The organism is Gemmatimonadota bacterium, assembly GCA_026706345.1.
Taxonomy (GTDB): Bacteria; JAAXHH01; JAAXHH01; order JAAXHH01; family JAAXHH01; genus JAAXHH01.
Genome location: JAPOYX010000013.1, coordinates 23,576 through 40,544 on the forward strand (window position 1 = coordinate 23,576; position 16,969 = coordinate 40,544).

Genomic DNA, 16,969 nt, shown 5'->3' on the forward strand with positions numbered 1-16,969 from the left:
AGCCGGAGGGCGGCCGGGATCAGAAGGTCAGGACCGGACGAACATCATGCCCGGGAGCTGCCGCGCCGCCCCCTTCAGCTCGAGCGCCAGCAGGACGCCGAGCGCCTGCGAGGAAGTAAGGGCAAGAGCGGACGCCAGTTGATCGATGTGTTCCGGCTCCGAAGACAGTCGGCCGTACACGGCTTTCTCCTCCGGCAGCAGGTCGAACGCCGGGACGGGCGGTTTTCGTTCTATCCGGGCCGGATCGAAACCCAGGCGGGGCGCCAGTTCGTCGATCACGTCCTCGACGCGCTGGATCAGCTTGGCGGTGCCGTCCTTGATCAGCCTGTTTACGCCCTCGCTGCCGGGCGCGTTCAGCGGACCGGGGACGGCAAAGACTTCGCGGCCCTGGTCCAGGGCGAAGCGGGCGGTGATCAGCGCACCGCTGCGCTGACCGGCCTCCACCACGATCGTTCCCAGGGTGGCGCCGCTGATGATCCGGTTCCGCTGGGGGAAATTGACGGCGTCCGGGCCGGTGCCGAAGGGCTGTTCCGTCATCACGGCGCCGTGATGACGGATCGATGACATCAACCTGTGGTTTTCCGCGGGATAGGGCCGGTCCAGCCCCGATCCCAGTACGGCCACGGTGCGGCCGTCTCCCCGAAGCGCGGTCTTGTGGGCCAGGGTGTCCACGCCCCGCGCCATGCCGCTTACGACGGTGAATCCGTATGAACTCAGCTCCGCGCTGAACGACTCGGTCATCTTCCGGCCATAGGCAGAGGTAAACCGCGTCCCCACGATGGCAACGGACTGCTCATCGCGCGCTTCCCAACCTCCGGAAACGAACAGCAGCGGCGGTGGGTCGTAGATCTCCCGCAGGCGCTCGGGATAGCTCCGGTCGCGGAAGGTGACGATTCGCGCCTCGTGCCGTTCCAGGAGGCGCAACTGGCGGTCGGCGAAGGCGTCGTCCCGGCAAGTGCGTATCGCCCGGGCGATCTGCGGCCCCAGCCCTTCGGTCGCGGTCAGTTCCTCCACGGAGGCGGACAGGGCCGCGGAGGGGGATCCGAACCGGCGCAGCAAGGCGTGGAACCGCGCCGCGCCCACGCCCGGCACGCGTGCCAGGGTCAGCCAGGATGCCAGATCCGACATGGGCAGGTCCTTGCAGTATGGGATATCGATGCAGGTTTCGGGCTACGGGTCTCCGGACAGTCGTCCGCGCATTATACTGGCGTAAAACCGTTCTACTAGAGTTTAGTCGAGCGCGGCGGGTCCGATCTCGTGAAGAATCTGGCCGATTTCCCCGAGGAGCTCGGAGATGCCTTCTCCGGTGGCGGATGAGATCGCCAGCACGGGGTTGTTGCGCTGGCCCGCGTGTTTCGCGTGGTCGGGGTCCACCACGAATCCTTCCAGCATGGAACGGTCTACGATCAGGTCCAGCTTGGAGAATACGACAAGGGCGGGGCGGGAGAGGAGCACGGGATTGAACTGCCTGAGTTCGTTGACGAGCACTTCATAGTCGTGCAGGGGATCGGGCTGACTCGCGTCGAGCAGGAAGACGAGGATCCGGGTCCGCTCGATGTGCCTGAGGAACTGGTGTCCGAGCCCCTTGCCTTCGTGGGCGCCTTCGATCAGGCCGGGGATGTCCGCCAGTACGAAGCGGTCGTAGTCCCCCAGCTTGACGATGCCGAGGTTGGGTTCGAGCGTGGTGAAGGGATAGTCGGCGATCTTGGGTCTTACGGCGGACAGGCGCGACAGCAGGGTGGATTTGCCCGCGTTCGGATGACCGACCAGCCCCACGTCGGCGATCAGCTTCAGTTCGAGTTCCAGCAGGCGTTCCTCGCCGAGATGGCCCTCCTCCCAGCGCCGGGGCGCCCGGTTGGTGGACGTGGCGAAGGCCGAGTTTCCGCGGCCTCCGCTTCCTCCGCGGGCGATAACCAGGGATTGGTCCTCTCCGACCATGTCGGAGATCACCGTGCCGGTCTCGCGGTCCTTGACGATGGTTCCGGGGGGGATGCCGATGACCAGGTCCGGGGCGTTCCGCCCGTGCATGTCCTTGCCCTGTCCGTGGGTGCCGTTGCTGGCGCGGTACAGGTGCTGGAACTGGAAGTCGAGCAGGGTGCGCTTGCCCGGGTCGACCCGCAGAACGACATGGCCGCCGTGGCCGCCGTGGCCGCCGTCCGGCCCTCCGCGCGGAACGTTCTTCTCACGGCGGAAACTGCAGCAGCCGTGGCCGCCGCGTCCGGCCTTTACGTGGATTCTCGCGAAGTCGACGAACATGAGGGATATCCGAAGATCCGGTCGCCCGCGATCGGCAATACGATCGCGCCGTTCGAGGACTGTACAAGTCGCCCGAGGCCTACATCCGCTCGATGATGGCCGCGTTACGTGAGACCTACATCCGCTCGATGATGGCCGTGCCGAATTCCGAGCACTTGACTTCCCGCGGGCCATCCATCAGGCGCGCGAAATCGTACGTCACGATCCTGCCCCCGATGGCTTTTTCGATCCCCTGAATGATCAGGTCGGCCGCTTCGCTCCAGCCCATATAGCGCAGCATCAGTTCGCCGGAAAGGACGACGGAACCCGGGTTGACCTTGTCCTGGTTGGCGTATTTCGGCGCCGTGCCGTGGGTCGCTTCGAACACGGCGTGCCCGGTCTTGTAGTTGATGTTGCCGCCCGGCGCTATGCCGATACCGCCCACCTGGGCGGCCAGCGCATCGGAAATGTAGTCGCCGTTCAGGTTCATGGTGGCGATGACGTCGAACTCGTCGGGCCGGGTCAGGATCTGTTGCAGGAAGATGTCGGCGATGGCGTCCTTGACCAGGATCCTGCCCTCCGGGACGTTGCCCCCGCATTCCTCCCAGCTGACCAGCCGGTCCGGATATTCTTCCTTCGCGAGTTCGTATCCCCATTTCTGGAAGGCGCCTTCCGTGAACTTCTGGATATTGCCCTTGTGTACCAGGGTGACGCTCTTGCGGTTCCGCGCGATGGCGTACTCGATCGCCGCGCGGATCAACCGCTTGCTGCCGGTCTCGCTCACCGGCTTGATGGCGATGCCGGAATCGGACCGGATGTCCCATCCGAACTGCTCCCGGCAGAATGCGATCAGCCTGCCTGCCTCGTCGCTGTAGGCCTCCTGTTCCTTCCCGGCGTACACGTCCTCCGTATTTTCACGGAAAATGACCATGTCCACCTTCTCGGGATGCCGTACGGGGCTGGGCACGCCGGTGAACCATCGTACCGGCCGCAGGCATACGTACAGGTCGAGGATCTGGCGCAGCGCCACGTTCAGGCTGCGGATGCCCCCGCCCACGGGTGTCGTCAGGGGCCCTTTGATGCCCACCAGGTATTCCCGAAAACTTTCTACCGTTTCATCCGGAAGCCAGCTGTTTGTAAAGTTGAAGGCCTTTTCTCCTGCCAGCACCTCGTGCCACGCGATGCGCCGGTCACCGCCGTACGCCTTGTCGACGGCGGCGTCGAAAACGCGCTGGGCCGTCCTCCAGATATCCGGTCCCGTGCCGTCGCCTTCGATGAAAGGGATGACGGGCTGATCCGGGACGTCAAGCACGCCCCGGGCATCGATGGTAATGTGCTTTCCACCAGCGGGTGGTTTTGCAGCCATGTCGCTTTCTTCCTCCTCAGTCAGGTTTCCTTCATGTGATGTGGATGCCATATGCCCGGTTGCATGGATCTATATGCCCAGTTCGTCCAGGCTCTCCTGGTACACTGAGGCGGAAGCTCGCAGCGCCGCCTGCTCGTCGTCCGAAAGTTCCAGTTCGATCACTTCCTCGATGCCCTCGCTTCCCAGCTTCACGGGCACCCCCACACAGACGTCCCGCAGTCCGTACTCGCCTTCCAGCATCACCGAGGCGGGCAGCACGCGTTTCTTGTCCTTCAGGACGGATTCCACCATCTGGACGACGGAAGCCGCCGGAGCATAGTAGGCGCTGCCCGTCTTGAGGTAGTTGACGATCTCCGCGCCGCCGTCGCGGGTCCGCTGCACGATGCGGTCGATGGCTTCCCGGGACAGCAGTTCGGTGATGGGTATGCCGGAGACCGTGGTGTACCGCGGAATGGGGACCATGGTGTCGCCGTGTCCGCCGAGGATGATCGCCTGCGTGTCTTCCATGGAGACGCCGAGTTCCATGGCGACGAAGGAACGGTAACGGGCGCAGTCGAGCACGCCGGCCTGTCCGTAGACGCGCTTCCGCCCGTACCCCGATACCTTGAGGGCGACATAGGTCATGACGTCCAGCGGGTTGCTGACCATCAGGACCTGGGCATCCGGCGCGTACTTGACGATGCTTTCGGTCACCGACGTGATGATCTCCGCGTTCTTCTTCAGCAGGTCGAGCCGGTCCATGCCGGGCTTGCGGGCCAGGCCGGCGGTGACGACCACGAGGGCCGCGCCTTCCAGGGCCGCGAAATCGTTGGATCCCTCTATCGCGGAATCATATCCCAGTACGGGTCCGGCTTCCATCATGTCCAGTCCTTTGCCCTGGGGGATTCCGTCGACGACGTCGATGAGAGCGATATCGCCCAGTTCCTTCTGGGCGGCGTACAGCGCCGCGGTCGCCCCCACGTTGCCCGCACCGACAATGCCGATCTTTACCATTTGATCCTCCGTATAATAACGATGTATCGGTCTTCGTACGATCCGCTCATGATCACCGAAGTCTATTATGAATTCGGGCGTTCCTGTTCTTTCTGGGTTCAACTGTCCGTCGGCTCGTGCCGGTCCCCGCCGGCCGCCGTTCGAATCGGCCGCGATCCGTTCAGCGGGCCGGATCCATATCGATCAGCAGAGAGGCGTCCATGGGATGGTAATGGTCCGCGGTTTCCATCAGGTCACGCGCCGTGTTGTGCGGGAAGGAAAACACCTCCACCCGCGGTCCCCGCTCCTTGAGCAGCTGGATCAGCGACACGAAATCACCGTCGCCGCTGGCCAGGACGACGACGTCGACCTTGTCGGCTATCCTGATCATGTCGATGGCCATCTCCATATCCCAGTCGCCCTTTGCCGAACCGTCGCTGCGCCTGCGGAGGTCCTTCCGCTTCACCTCGTAGCTGAACTGTTCCAGCATCGTTACGAAACCGCTCTGGTCAACCTCCGGCGTCTGGATCACGTAGGCGTAGGCACGAATCAGTCGTCTTTCGCCCACGGCGGCCTGCATGAGCTTCTCGAAATCCACCCGCGCCGAAATCCCGTGTTGCTGCCGGGCGGCATACCACATGTTCTGCACGTCGATGAAGAGGGCCGCCCTTTCAGAAGCTGTGCCGGCTCCTTCGTCGAACTGTTCGATTCGCCGCTGCATCTCCCTGACGCGATCTTCCAGAATCCGATTCCGTTTTTCCAGGTCCACGCTGTGCCGCCGGGCTTCGATCAACGCGAGGTCCGCATCCTCCATCTGGCGCGCGTCCTCCATCTGGCGCGCGTCCTCCGGCCCGCCGTTCAGCACCGGATCGTCCCGCAGGTAGGAAGACGCCGTCTCCTCCGATACGCCGGAGCCGGATTGAAAGGCCTGAATCCGGTTCAGGCGTTCGACAGCCGGCGCGTAGACCGCCTCTCTTTCATCCAGTAACATGGCGAAGGTCATCCGCCCGCACTCCCGGGTGTAGGCGTCGGTCCGGTCGCCCAGCAGGGCATTGATGTCTTCGGAGGGCGTGCTCCCGATCTGTGCGATCTCCCGGGCGCTGGTTTGAACCAGGGTCCGGATGACCTGCGCGGCGGTAACTTCCCGCTCGAAGCAATCACCGGCGAGCTGAGCGGCGAGGGTATGCATGGCCGTGGACTCCAGGTCCCGGCCGTCGCCGACCAGGCCGCAGATGTGCAACAGCTTGACGATCAGCTGACGGTCGAGGGCGAGTTCCAGGACCCTTGTGAGCCCCTTTTCGTCGATCCTGCTGAAAAGATGCCCGTAATCCGGCAGCGTGGTTTTCGAGTTTTCCATGTATTCGCCGTATTCGCGATGTGTTCGGCAGGCCCCGCGGGACTGCGCGGTCAACCCTTTAACGCCGCCAACCCTTCCTCCACCCGGTCCATGCCCTTTTCGATAATGTCCAGCGTAGTGGCGTAGGAAAACCGCAGACACCCTTCCGTTCCGAAGGCGGCGCCCGGCGCCGAGATCACCTGGTAATCCTCCAGCAGGTACATGGCGAGGTCCAGCGATCCTTCGATGGCGCGTCCGTCGGGCCGTCTGTAACCCGTATAGGCCGACATGTCCGGGAACACGTAGAATGCACCGCCGGGCCGGGAGCAGGCTACGCCGGGCATGTTCCCGAGTCTTTCCAGGATGTAGTTCCGACGGCGGTCGAATGCCCTGATCATGGGCGGCAGGAAGTCCTCCGGACCGGTCAGCGCGGTAACGGCGGCGTGCTGGGTGATGGCGCTCGGATGCATGACGGTCTGCCCCTGGAATTTCACGACCAGGTCCAGAACCTCCCGGGGGCCGGCGGCGTAACCCAGGCGCCAGCCGGTCATGGCATACGCCTTGGACAGTCCGTTGACCACCAGCGCCTGTTCCTTCATCCGCGGATGGAGGGCGGCGATGCTTACATGGCGATGGCCGTCATACAGGATCTTCTCGTACAGTTCGTCGGTAATGACGTATATCCCCGTGTCCATGACCACTTCGGCGATGGCGGCGAGTTCGTCCCGCGTGTACACCATACCCGTGGGATTGGAAGGGGTGTTGAGCATGAGCGCCTTGGTCTTCGGCGTAATCGCGCACCGCACCTGGCCGGCCGTCACCTTGAAAGAGGTGTCGGAATCCGTGTCCAGCACCACCGGCACGGCGCCCGCGAGTTTCACCATCTCGGGATAACTGACCCAGTAGGGCGCCGGGACGAGGACTTCGTCTCCCTCGTCGCAGATCACGTAGAGCAGGTTGTAGAGGGCGTGCTTGCCCCCGGAGGTCGTCGCGATCTGGTTTGGCGCGTATTCGAGCCCGTTGTCCCTGGCCAGCTTGCGGCAGATCGCTTCCTTGAGGTCCTGGATACCGGTCGCGGGCGTGTACCGGGTGATGTTGTCCCGGATCGCGGCCATGCCCGCTTCCTTGATATGGTCCGGCGTGGGGAAGTCCGGCTCGCCCACGGCGAAATTGAAAACGTCGATGCCTTCGCGTCTCATGGCGATGGCCCGTTCGTTGAGTACGGTGGTCGCGGAGGGTGCGATGCGATCCAGTTTTCGGGAAAGGAGACGAATAGCGGGCATGGGAAAGGGACGGGAGGTGGTGTCGGGAATCCTTGGATTTACCGGGAGTCAGCTGATCGAGCCGCGCTTTTCCGACAGCGCCTTCAACACGGGAGGCGGGACCTGATGGCTTACGTCGCCACCGAAACGGAAGACCTCTTTGACGAGCGAAGAGCTCACATACACCGATGGTTCACCGGGAAAGAACGATACCGTGGTCACCGCCGGGGCCAGGCGCCGGTTCATGAGCGCCATCTGGGATTCTGTCTCCAGATCTCCGGCGGAACGGATGCCGCGGATAATGGCACGGGCCTCAAGCCTTGCCGCCAGGTCGACCGTCAACCCGTCCGAGGACAACACCTCGACCTCGGACCAGCCATCCACGGCCTCCCTGAACATCTCCACCCGTTCCTCCGTCGAAAACATCGGCTGCTTGCCCGTGTTGGGCGCGACGGCCACCACCACCCGGTCGAACACGGTCAACGCCTGTCTCAGTACATCCAGATGTCCGTTGGTCACGGGGTCGAATGTGCCGGGATATATCGCAACGCTCATCGCCGGGTTCTCGATGAAGGAGGTGAAAGATCCAGCGGCAGGACTTCCGACCGATTCACGTTTGCCGCCGGTACAGGCTGATCGGACCCGGCGGTCCGGGCGGACCTGGCCGGCCAGGCGGCCTGGGCGGTCTGGGTGGACCGGAAGAACGATAGCGCTGTCTCGCCGATATCTCTTCTGCGTACCAGGTCGAGCCCGGCGCAGGGTTCCAATGGGTCGTCTCCGCGATGCTCCAGTACGAGCAGGCCGCCGGGAGCCAAGACGCTCCGCTCGCCTGTGGTCCAGATGATTTCCCGGGCAAGAGGATCGCCATAGGGCGGATCGGCGAGTATGATGTCCACCGCGCAGGAATGGTCGGCGAGGTGACCCAGACTCCGGACGGCGTCTGCCATCCAGACCCTGCCCTGTCCATCCGGACCGCCCCGGTCACGCGGGCCCTGCCCGGTGTGCCCGTCCTGCCGATCATGCCGGCCATGCCGCCCTGGCTGACCATGCCGCCCTGGCTGACCACCGAATCCGCAGCGATCCAGGTTGTCCCTGATCATCCGGACAGCACGCCGGTCATGGTCGACAAACAGACAGCAGCGCGCCCCCCGGCTCAGGGCTTCAATGCCCAGAACCCCGCTGCCGGCACACAGATCCAGCACGGTGCCGTCTGCGATTCGGGCCGAAAGGATGTCAAACAACGATTCACGTACGCGGCTGCCGGTGGGACGAATCGCACCGGTTACGGACTTCAGCCGCCTTCCCTTGGCGATACCCGTGCCGATTCGCAGCATAGTCCCCCACTTCCGGCCATTACCGTTTGGACCACACCGAAAATAGAATTGCAGGGGGTGATTGTCAACAAAAAAGGCGGGCGTGAAACCCCTGTTCCACGGCTGTCCGCGGGGGTAACCGGCACAGGGTAGCAGGGGTCCGGTCAGCCGTCTACGGGAGTTCCACAAAGGGACGTAACCGGTCGAGTTTGGCGGGACCGATGCCCTTCACCTCCAGCAGTTGTTCGACACGTGCAAAGGAGCCTGCATGTTCCCGGAAAGCGATGATTCGTTCCGCCAGCGTGGGACCGATGCCGGGCAGTTTCTGGAGTTCGGAGGCCGGGGCGGTATTTATGGGCACACGCAGGTTCGCGTTTGAAAAGGCGGACTTTGACGGGACCCCGGGGGCCAGGTATCGACTATCCGCCCCGGGGGCCAAAGTCTGCGGATACGGCAAGTCCCCGCCGGACCTCCCCCCGCCGGACCTCCCCCCGCCGGCATCGGCCTCCCCACCCGAAGTTCCTCCCGCCATGGTCATGGCATTTCCCGTGGTTTGCGCTGATTGCCCCTGGATTCCGGCGTTCAGCCGTCCGTCCGCCGCGGCTGGAACCAGATCGGGCATGAAATCCGAATCGAACTGTTTCACCAGCAGAACGAGACCCCCGGCCAGCATGCTGACCGCGACGAACAGGATGGCCTGTATCTCCCCTTTTGTCATGGTTTCACCGTTTGTCAGCGGTTATCGGCAGTCGTTACTCATCTGTGTGTCGAGCCAATACCGTGGTCGCGCCCCTGGCAAGTCAGTTGAAGTCGCGCCCCTGGCAAGTCAGTTGAATGTAAACTCGGTCCACAGGCCGCCTCCCCGCCGAAGCCGTTTCTGTTGGGTTATTACGTTCATCGTATTCGTCAGCTCGACCGTGATGCCACCGCGGACGTATCGGCTGAAACGGTAGTCCGTCGTGACCGAGAACCGATTCTGATTCTGCCCGTTGTTGGGTTGGAAATCGCCACCTATGCGTGAAATCAGGGTCTTACTGGAATTCCGGATGAATTGCAGCCGGGCGTTTATGTCCCCGCTCGTCCTCTTCCCGAAGATCCGGATCCCGGGCCTGAGCCGGTAGTCTAACGCGATGGTGAGTCGCCTGTTCCGATCTTTCCGGTCGGTCGCGCTCGTTCCGAATTGGGTCAATTGTTCCGACGTGGTGAAATTGCCTCTCAGTACCACGCCGGCGTTCAGATCAGCGACGAAACTGATGAGCGGAGACAGATTGGTCGTGGTCGTCCGGGTGATTCCGGCTTCACCGGGATCCGCGGCCCCCGAAGTCGCGTTCCCCTGGGCGGCCGCAAGGGCAGTGAGTTTCAGGTCGGTGTTCTTCCCCTTGCGTCTCGAATACCCGCTGGACAATTCGATGCGGCGGAACATCCGGCCAAAGTCGCCCATATTCCTTGGATTGGGGCTCCAGCGCAGGTTCATTTCGGGCCACGTGATGTTGTTCTGTTTTCGGTTTAGACTCGTGGACCGGTTGTGGGTCGATGCCCATGTGGGCCCAACGGACAGCGTCGCCCCGAGGAACCTGAATCCCGTTCGGAGGTTGAAGGAAGACCGGTTTGCTTCCGCTTCCCGGTTACGCTGAATCCCGGTAACTTGACCGCCGGATCCCAGCGTATCGAACGGCACCGAAAAATGATCCGACAGCCCCATGCGCTCCCGGAAGGTTGGACGGGATATCGCGTTGAAGAAGTTCTGGTTGCGACTGATCTTGTAGTCCAGCGTGACCGGCGCGAGATTGCGAAAGACCGCGGCAAGCTGGTCTATCACGTTAAGGCGGAACCATCCCGAGCCCTCCTGACTCGATCCTCGGGAAGATCTCCCGAAAACGTTCGATGCCATCCTGGCCATATTGACGTTTGTACGTACGCCCTGCTGGTTGTTGAATGTGATGTTCCGGGCCTCAGGCGAAGCGCCGGCGGGCTGTAACAGGGGATTCCGATTCTCGGCGTAAGACGTGGTGAAATTGTATGAGGGCCTGAACCAGGTCGTGATCTCGGGACGGTAGTCGATGGCCACGCTCTGGCGGTAGCTGGTTTCCGGTCCGAAATCCAGTCTGGCAAACGATACCGTGGAATCGGATTTCATGTCGTTGGAAACGGACAGGTTGTAGTTCATTGTCACCGCTCTGAAGGGTTTCATGGTTGCTCTTACGTTACGATTCAAATAACGGGTGAACCGTTCGCCGCGGTCCGGACTGGCCGATTCCATTTCACCGGTATCTTCGACCTCGACAGTCTGCGTCAGCCTGCTGCGATAGATCCGCCTGTCGCGGTTGATTTCCGAGAACAGCTCCAGTCGCACCGGAAGTGGGTTGAAAGTCAGGCCGGTAATGAATTCCGGTAACGGCGTCCACCCGAGAATCTGCCACTGGATCTCGGAGCGAGGGGTCAGATTGTAATACAGACGGGCACGGTAGGAACCCGATGTGTCGATTCGCGAGACGGTGTGCCGGAAATAGCTGGTCGACGTAAAATCCAGCCGGATACGTTCCATGGTCCAGGCGACGAAGGGATTTTCTGAACCGACTCGCTTGGAGAACGATGCCGAAAAGGACTGGTTCGTGTTCTCCGTGCGCTGTGCTTCGCGCTGCTCCTGGTTCAGCAGCAGGATATCGGAGCCGACCTGCAGACGCGGAAGCCTCAGATCGTTTCTCCACCGAAATCGCATGGGGATGGACAACCCCCAGTCCTCCGGCAGCATGTTTCCGAGGTTCAGCAGACTGGTAAAATTCATCACCGTGGTCCTGCTTTTTGCTTCTTCCTCGCCTATTCTTCGAAAGTGACTGCCCACGCTTCTTACGCTTCCGAATAGCGAGAATACGTCTGCAAAATCGGCGTCGATCTTCAAGCGGCCCGCCAGACCGCGGTCACGCCTGACGTCGCCCGCCCTAAGTTCGTCCAGCCAGAGCTCACCGCCCGAAAGCGGCTTCTCGTAAGGATTGTAGATCCCCACCGTGATATGACGTATCCGCGCCAGGGCGGGTGAACCGAGTACTCTGTACTGTCTGTTTCCTTCCAGTTCGACTATGGCCAGCATAAGCCCCTCTCCCGGAGGACCCTCCTTGAATCGAACGGAACGCTCCTTCCCGTCGCTCAGCGTGACCGTATGGGTGGTGTCCGTTACCGTCGCCGTTCTCCGTGCCGATTCCGTTTCGCTCTTGAGGATCGTCAAGTCGTCAAAGTCCACCCTCAGATGATTCGCTTCGTCCCAGCCGGGTAAAACACGCGTACGATACTCGTAATAGTCGGATACTCCGCCACCGAATCGAATGAAAAACTCGGGCGAACGGTCGGGTTCAAAGTTGTCAGAGCCATGGATGTACAGTCTCAGGGTATTGTACAACGTGTAGTCCTGGTCGGAGAACAGGGTACGGTAGGCCTGGGCGCTGTGGTGGGGTTGCAGGTTGGTATAGGTCAGGACCAGCGACTGCTCCTTGTTCTGCAGACCGGTTACGCGATCGTACTCGATGATCGCGCCGGGCGGCGACGTATATTCACCCGGATTGTCATAGGTATTCTTCACGGCGACATCGAAAGTCTCCCCATCGACTGACAGCGAGTCGGCCGGTACCGGATTGCCGCTGGAATCGATGATCGCTCCGGAAAAGTCCTCCTGCCACTGATTGCCGACGATATTGATGGAGGCGATACGCATCTTCACCGGTTCATTCACTTTCGTGATCCAGAGGCGGACCATTTCGATCTCGTCGAATCCCGGCACGCCTACCACACCATCGAAAGCCCGGTTTACCTTCGCCGTTCCGCCTCCCGCAACATCCTGCTGACCTGCGTTCTCCGAAGGCTCGGAGCCCGTAGTATCGGCAACAAAAAGTTCGTTATCCAGGGGAATACGATACATGCGCCAACTGTCCGGGCTCCCCCAGTTGGAGTACTCCCGGTCGCCCCCGGCCACGAATACGGTGTCTTCGTGGTCCGGGCTCAGATTCACGACGTACTTGAAGTAATCGTTCCGGCTGTCCAGGAAACCGGAGTAGTCGAGGTCCTCGGTGTCGGGACGCCGGTTCTGGTCCGGATCGCCGGCATTGTCTTCCGGTCCGTTGATCTTGCTGTAGTCGACCTGGGCGACCGGCACGGCGCTGCCCATCGTGCCCTCGAAGGAGAAGTTGTCTCCGTGCGGGTCCGGATTGGCCACCGGATCGTAACCGGTCTCTTCCTCGTCCCGCAGACCGTCCATGCCGATGTCTTCTTCCGGTTCCAGAAGATTGTTGCCGTATCCGTCGCTTCTGTCGTCTTCCGTATCGAGCCGGCCGTCGTCGTTGACGTCCTCGCTGATCTTCCCGAGGTCGATGTGCAGTTCACCCCGGTTGCCATTCACCCATAACTCAATAAACCTGCTGCGCGTCTGGTCCACGTTGCTCCCGGCCAGTGGATGCATCAACCCGGCCCACCGGTCCATTACGTCATCCGGTCCGCTTTGCCGCCATGGTGCGTTGAAGGTCGAATCCGAGTGGATTCCGCCCCAGCGCAAGTCGGGTTCCGTGGGGTCGAATTCCATGATCAGCACGTGCTGCAACTGGTCCCGGCCCGTGACTTCGCGGGTTGGATAGATCTGGCGGACATCGACCTGCTCCAGGGGATTGTACCAGATCATCCTGCCCCGCTGGCCGTGCGCATACTCGTCGGGTGGACTGGCCGGCCGCCAGCCGCTGCGGCGCACGCCCAGGTCGGTTTCCTCCTTGCTCCCTTCAAAGTCGTCGATGAACCCGTCGCCCAGGATATTGGGATTGGGTACGCTCTGGGCGAGTTCGCCCTCGATGACCAGGGAGGACGTTTCATCCCCCAGGTCGGCAGGGGAGATGAAGTCCATGAACGAAGTCAGGAAGTCCGGTTCGAAGGCCAGGCGGGTGTCGATTCCCCACATCATGTAGCGGCCGGTCTCGCGGCCGATCCGGGACTTCTGCTCAAGGGCCTTGTCGGAACGGTAGAGTAAGGTGCCCTTTATCCAGGACCGTTCGTCGAACTGGTATTCCCCTTGCACACCCAGCAGGGTGTTCGACACGGGTTTGAAGAAGGGGGCGAACTGGAACTGCACGGTGACGTCCGCGTCCGGGCTCAGGGCCTCCTCGTTCGTGAAGCGGATCTGACCGACCTCGTACAGAATGATGTAGTCCGATCCCCGTTGCAGTTGCTCGCCGTTCAGCAGCACGATTTCACTTCCCTCGATGATATTGGACCGCCCGAGTGAGTACTGGGAAAGCTGGTTCCGGTACTTGACCTCCATGAAGTACTTGTTCAATGTACTGAACTGGCTGTTGACCAGCTTGGCCGTGAGGGTGTAGAACTCGGGTGTTTCGTCGGGAAGGCCTTCGCCCTGGGTATCCGGATAGGCCAGTTCGCCGGCGGCGGTCCGTGTCAGGTCCGGCGCGAAGGGATACTGGTCAGGAAAAATCAATTCACCCCGCTCGAGATTCAACAATGCGTAGTCGATATCGACGATCTGGTCGGGTTCGGAACCTGGGTCCACCCCCCTTCGGTCGAGTCCCAACAACTGTATGTAGGGTGTTCCGTTCTCGTCGACTTCACTGTGCTCGCCCTCTTTCTTCAACTGGTATATCCTCAGTTCGAAATTCTCCGGATCGATATCTGTCTGGCCGAGGTAATACACGTTTCGCCATTCGTATTGCCAGGTGCCCCACTGTGCGGGATCGTCCGGCACATCGGGTGGACGTTCCTGTTGCCGTTTGAGCAGGCGAAGCAGCGGGGCATCGCCGCCCAGGCGGCCGTACCTTTTGACTTCTCCGTCCCGGTTCACGGTCTCGTAGTAAACCGCGAGAATGTCGTCTTCCTGCAGCGGCGAATTCAGCGCGATGTAGCCGAATCGTTCGTTTACGTAGAATTCGTCGGATTCCAGGTACTTGAACTTCCCTCTTACGTATTCACCTTCCTCCGATCCCTGGATGAGCGCGCCCGCCGAATCGTACACCGGGGGATCCGGATAGGCGTTGGCAATGACCAGTTTCGGCTCGTCGGTCGGGGTGAGTTGCCCCGACACGTAGACCTGGATCACCCGGACCGAGTCCTCGCTTGCGACGCGGTATCCGTTTTCGTCTCTCCGCGAGAAATCCCGGCGGTATCTTTCGTCGATGAAATAGTACGTCCTGCGCCTGAAGTCGAGGTCCCTGATCACCCGGCTGGAACCCTGCGAGCCCGCCTGGAACGTGGCCGACTCGCCTTCTCCCTTCTCCTGGCTGGCGATCGCGGTCAGGTGAAAGTTGCCGAGTTGGCTTCTCATTTTGATTCCGAAGAGGCCGGTGTGCTGTTGCGTGTAGCCCGTGAATTCCGTATTCTTCAGTTCGAGGGATACGTTTCCCGCCTCGAAGCTCTTCAGTATGCCGTTTCCTTCCCGCCCGTCGTCGGCAACGTCCTGGTAGCGTATGGCGAGGTTGTTGTCGAGGTCGGTGAACGCTTCGCTGTTCTGCTTGATGTTCACCTCGATCTTCTCGCCGATGTTCCCCGTAACGGTGAATTCCTGGTTCTGTTTCATGGATACGTTGGGTGCCCGGGAAACCCGGTTCGTCGCCGTGCTCGCGTTACCCTCCGTCCATCTGCTGTCCATGTCCATCTCGATTCGTTGCCTTCCGAGAATCCGGATGACAGGTGAGCCGCCGCCCAGAAAAGTGGGCAGGTTCACCGGCACGTCGAGGGTCAGCAGTCCCTCCTGGTTCATGCGCATTTCGGTATCGAGGACGTAGGAAAGCACGGATGTCCGCCACAGTTTCCTGAACTGCGCCGAGCTGCGAAGCCGGTAATACTGGTCAAAAGAAAGGACCAGCGGCACGCGCCGGTCCAGTCCTTCGTCGTCGATGAACGCGAGTAGCTGGAGGTCGGGATAAACGATGGTCCGTCCGCCCGAAGGCCGCGGCCGGTCGGTGAGGGTACGTAACGGGGATCTGTTTTGCCCGTGGGCGATTTCGTCAACCTCTTCGAAAGTTACGATATGCAGCCGTGCGCTTTCGAGCCGGATCTGCGGACCTTCCGCCTGTGCGGCGAAGGTCCACAGAGATACCAGCACGTGGCTGAGGAAAATTGTGCAAATGCGTTTCATAGATAAACGAAAATAAACCGGGGATGTTACACTCGCAACACCTGTTCATAGTACGGAAGTACGACCGGCGGGCGCCTGGCGTTCCATGCAGGAAGGACGGTCGGCGGACGCCTGGCGTTCCACACCGGTAACCGCAGGTAAATGGCTTGACAGGGGCCACGGCAGGGATTAGGGTATGCTCGAACCACTTCGAATCTGAAGCAGAAACCTGGAGTTTGCTCCCTATGGAACATCAAACCACCGAATTGACCGCGGGCGGATGGGTCTTTCTGATTCTCGCCTGGACCGTGATCACGGCCGTGACCGCCGCCTGTTTTTACCGGGTGCGAAAGCTGAAGTAGGCCCCGACACGCGAACGGGTTGCCACGGAGTCTCCCGGCTCCATTTTCCACGCCGGTGATCCTCCGCCGATCACTGGCGCGATCCTCCGCCGGTCACCGCCGCGTCACCGGTGCGATCTCCCGCCGCTCTCCGGCAGTAGCCTCTGCATGATCCCCCGCCTGTCAGCCGGCGCCAGGCGCTCCGAACAACCATCCGCCTTTCCACCCTGAACGGACGCCTCGCTTGACATTCGGGCATTTTTGCCTTATCCTGTAACGGTTTTTCCGCCTTCGAACGACACCTGTAAAGGACGGCCATGCGGATCATCGTGAAGTGTTTCGCCGGGTGCAGGGACGCGGTGGGCGCGACATCGGTTTCAGTGGATGTTCCAGCGGGAACCACCGTGGGCGAGGCCTTTGCGGGGCTGATCGAGTCCTATCCTGGCCTCGCGGGTTACGACCGGAGCGTGATGCTGGCCGTGAACCGTGAGTACGCCGATCGGCAGGCGGTGCTGGAAGATGGGGATGAACTGGCGTGCATTCCGCCTGTGAGCGGCGGCGCGGATACGGTTTCCGCCTGTGAGCGGCGGCGCGGTTCTTCGATGAAGGAGCATAATCAAGCGCGTGTACAGGATCACGACCGATAGAATCGAGCCGGACGCCCTCTTCGAATGGGTTCTCAAGCCCCACCACGGCGCGGTGGTCACCTTTGCCGGCACGGTGCGGGACAACACGGATGGCCGGCGGACGCTTCGGCTGGAGTACGAGGCCTACGCCGAGATGGCCGAAGCCAAGATGCAGGAAGTGGGCGAGGAAATCCGCGAGCGGTGGGACATCGAGGACGTGGCCATGATACACCGTGTCGGCACGCTCGAGATCGGGGAAATCAGCATCCTGATTTCCGTGGCGACCCCCCATCGTAAGCATGCATTCGAGGCCTGTTCCTACGCGATCGACCGCGTAAAGCAGATCGTGCCCGTCTGGAAGAAAGAAATCCGGGCAGACGGGGAGTGGGAATGGGTGGAACGCAGTTCCTGAAAACCGGCCC

At 61.5% G+C, this 16,969-nt stretch carries 12 protein-coding genes; 2 read left to right on the forward strand and 10 right to left on the reverse strand.

What is annotated here, in order from left to right; all coding sequences use genetic code 11:
- Window positions 1-27: 27 nt before the first annotated feature.
- The 10 genes from dprA to sprA all read right to left on the reverse strand — a co-directional run bounded on the left by dprA (window position 28) and on the right by sprA (window position 15,568).
- Window positions 28-1,128 (reverse strand): DNA-processing protein DprA, encoded by a 1,101-nt coding sequence (dprA, locus tag OXG98_01050; GenBank protein ID MCY3770600.1) that lies wholly within the window; start codon window positions 1,126-1,128, stop codon window positions 28-30.
- A 102-nt stretch (window positions 1,129-1,230) separates the two neighbouring features.
- Complete coding sequence (obgE, locus tag OXG98_01055) at window positions 1,231-2,256, reverse strand: GTPase ObgE (GenBank protein ID MCY3770601.1); 1,026 nt, start codon at window positions 2,254-2,256, stop codon at window positions 1,231-1,233.
- Window positions 2,257-2,371: 115 nt separating this feature from the next.
- Window positions 2,372-3,601: an NADP-dependent isocitrate dehydrogenase gene (gene icd / locus OXG98_01060; GenBank protein MCY3770602.1), complete on the reverse strand. Its 1,230-nt coding sequence runs from the start codon at window positions 3,599-3,601 to the stop codon at window positions 2,372-2,374.
- A gap of 69 nt (window positions 3,602-3,670) precedes the next feature.
- Window positions 3,671-4,594 (reverse strand): malate dehydrogenase, encoded by a 924-nt coding sequence (mdh, locus tag OXG98_01065; protein MCY3770603.1) that lies wholly within the window; start codon window positions 4,592-4,594, stop codon window positions 3,671-3,673.
- A gap of 160 nt (window positions 4,595-4,754) precedes the next feature.
- Window positions 4,755-5,930, reverse strand: coding sequence for an NYN domain-containing protein (locus OXG98_01070; protein ID MCY3770604.1), 1,176 nt, complete (start codon window positions 5,928-5,930; stop codon window positions 4,755-4,757).
- A gap of 50 nt (window positions 5,931-5,980) precedes the next feature.
- Window positions 5,981-7,192 carry a pyridoxal phosphate-dependent aminotransferase gene (locus OXG98_01075; GenBank protein MCY3770605.1) on the reverse strand — a complete coding sequence of 404 codons (1,212 nt, stop codon included), beginning with the start codon at window positions 7,190-7,192 and terminating at the stop codon, window positions 5,981-5,983.
- A gap of 48 nt (window positions 7,193-7,240) precedes the next feature.
- A complete protein-coding gene (gene coaD / locus OXG98_01080; GenBank protein MCY3770606.1) occupies window positions 7,241-7,726 on the reverse strand; it encodes a pantetheine-phosphate adenylyltransferase in 486 nt (161 codons plus the stop codon).
- A complete protein-coding gene (locus tag OXG98_01085; GenBank protein MCY3770607.1) occupies window positions 7,723-8,505 on the reverse strand; it encodes an RsmD family RNA methyltransferase in 783 nt (260 codons plus the stop codon). Before OXG98_01085 ends, coaD begins: the two co-directional genes overlap by 4 nt.
- A 151-nt stretch (window positions 8,506-8,656) precedes the next feature.
- Window positions 8,657-9,202: a helix-hairpin-helix domain-containing protein gene (locus OXG98_01090; GenBank protein ID MCY3770608.1), complete on the reverse strand. Its 546-nt coding sequence runs from the start codon at window positions 9,200-9,202 to the stop codon at window positions 8,657-8,659.
- A gap of 108 nt (window positions 9,203-9,310) precedes the next feature.
- Window positions 9,311-15,568: a cell surface protein SprA gene (gene sprA, locus OXG98_01095; GenBank protein ID MCY3770609.1), complete on the reverse strand. Its 6,258-nt coding sequence runs from the start codon at window positions 15,566-15,568 to the stop codon at window positions 9,311-9,313.
- A 670-nt stretch (window positions 15,569-16,238) separates the two neighbouring features.
- On the opposite strand from sprA, the gene OXG98_01100 reads away from it, so the two are divergent.
- Window positions 16,239-16,568 (forward strand): MoaD/ThiS family protein, encoded by a 330-nt coding sequence (locus tag OXG98_01100; GenBank protein MCY3770610.1) that lies wholly within the window; start codon window positions 16,239-16,241, stop codon window positions 16,566-16,568.
- Entirely contained in the window at window positions 16,546-16,959 is a 414-nt protein-coding gene (locus OXG98_01105) for a molybdenum cofactor biosynthesis protein MoaE (protein MCY3770611.1), read from the forward strand. Before OXG98_01100 ends, OXG98_01105 begins: the two co-directional genes overlap by 23 nt.
- The last annotated feature ends 10 nt before the right edge of the window (window positions 16,960-16,969 follow it).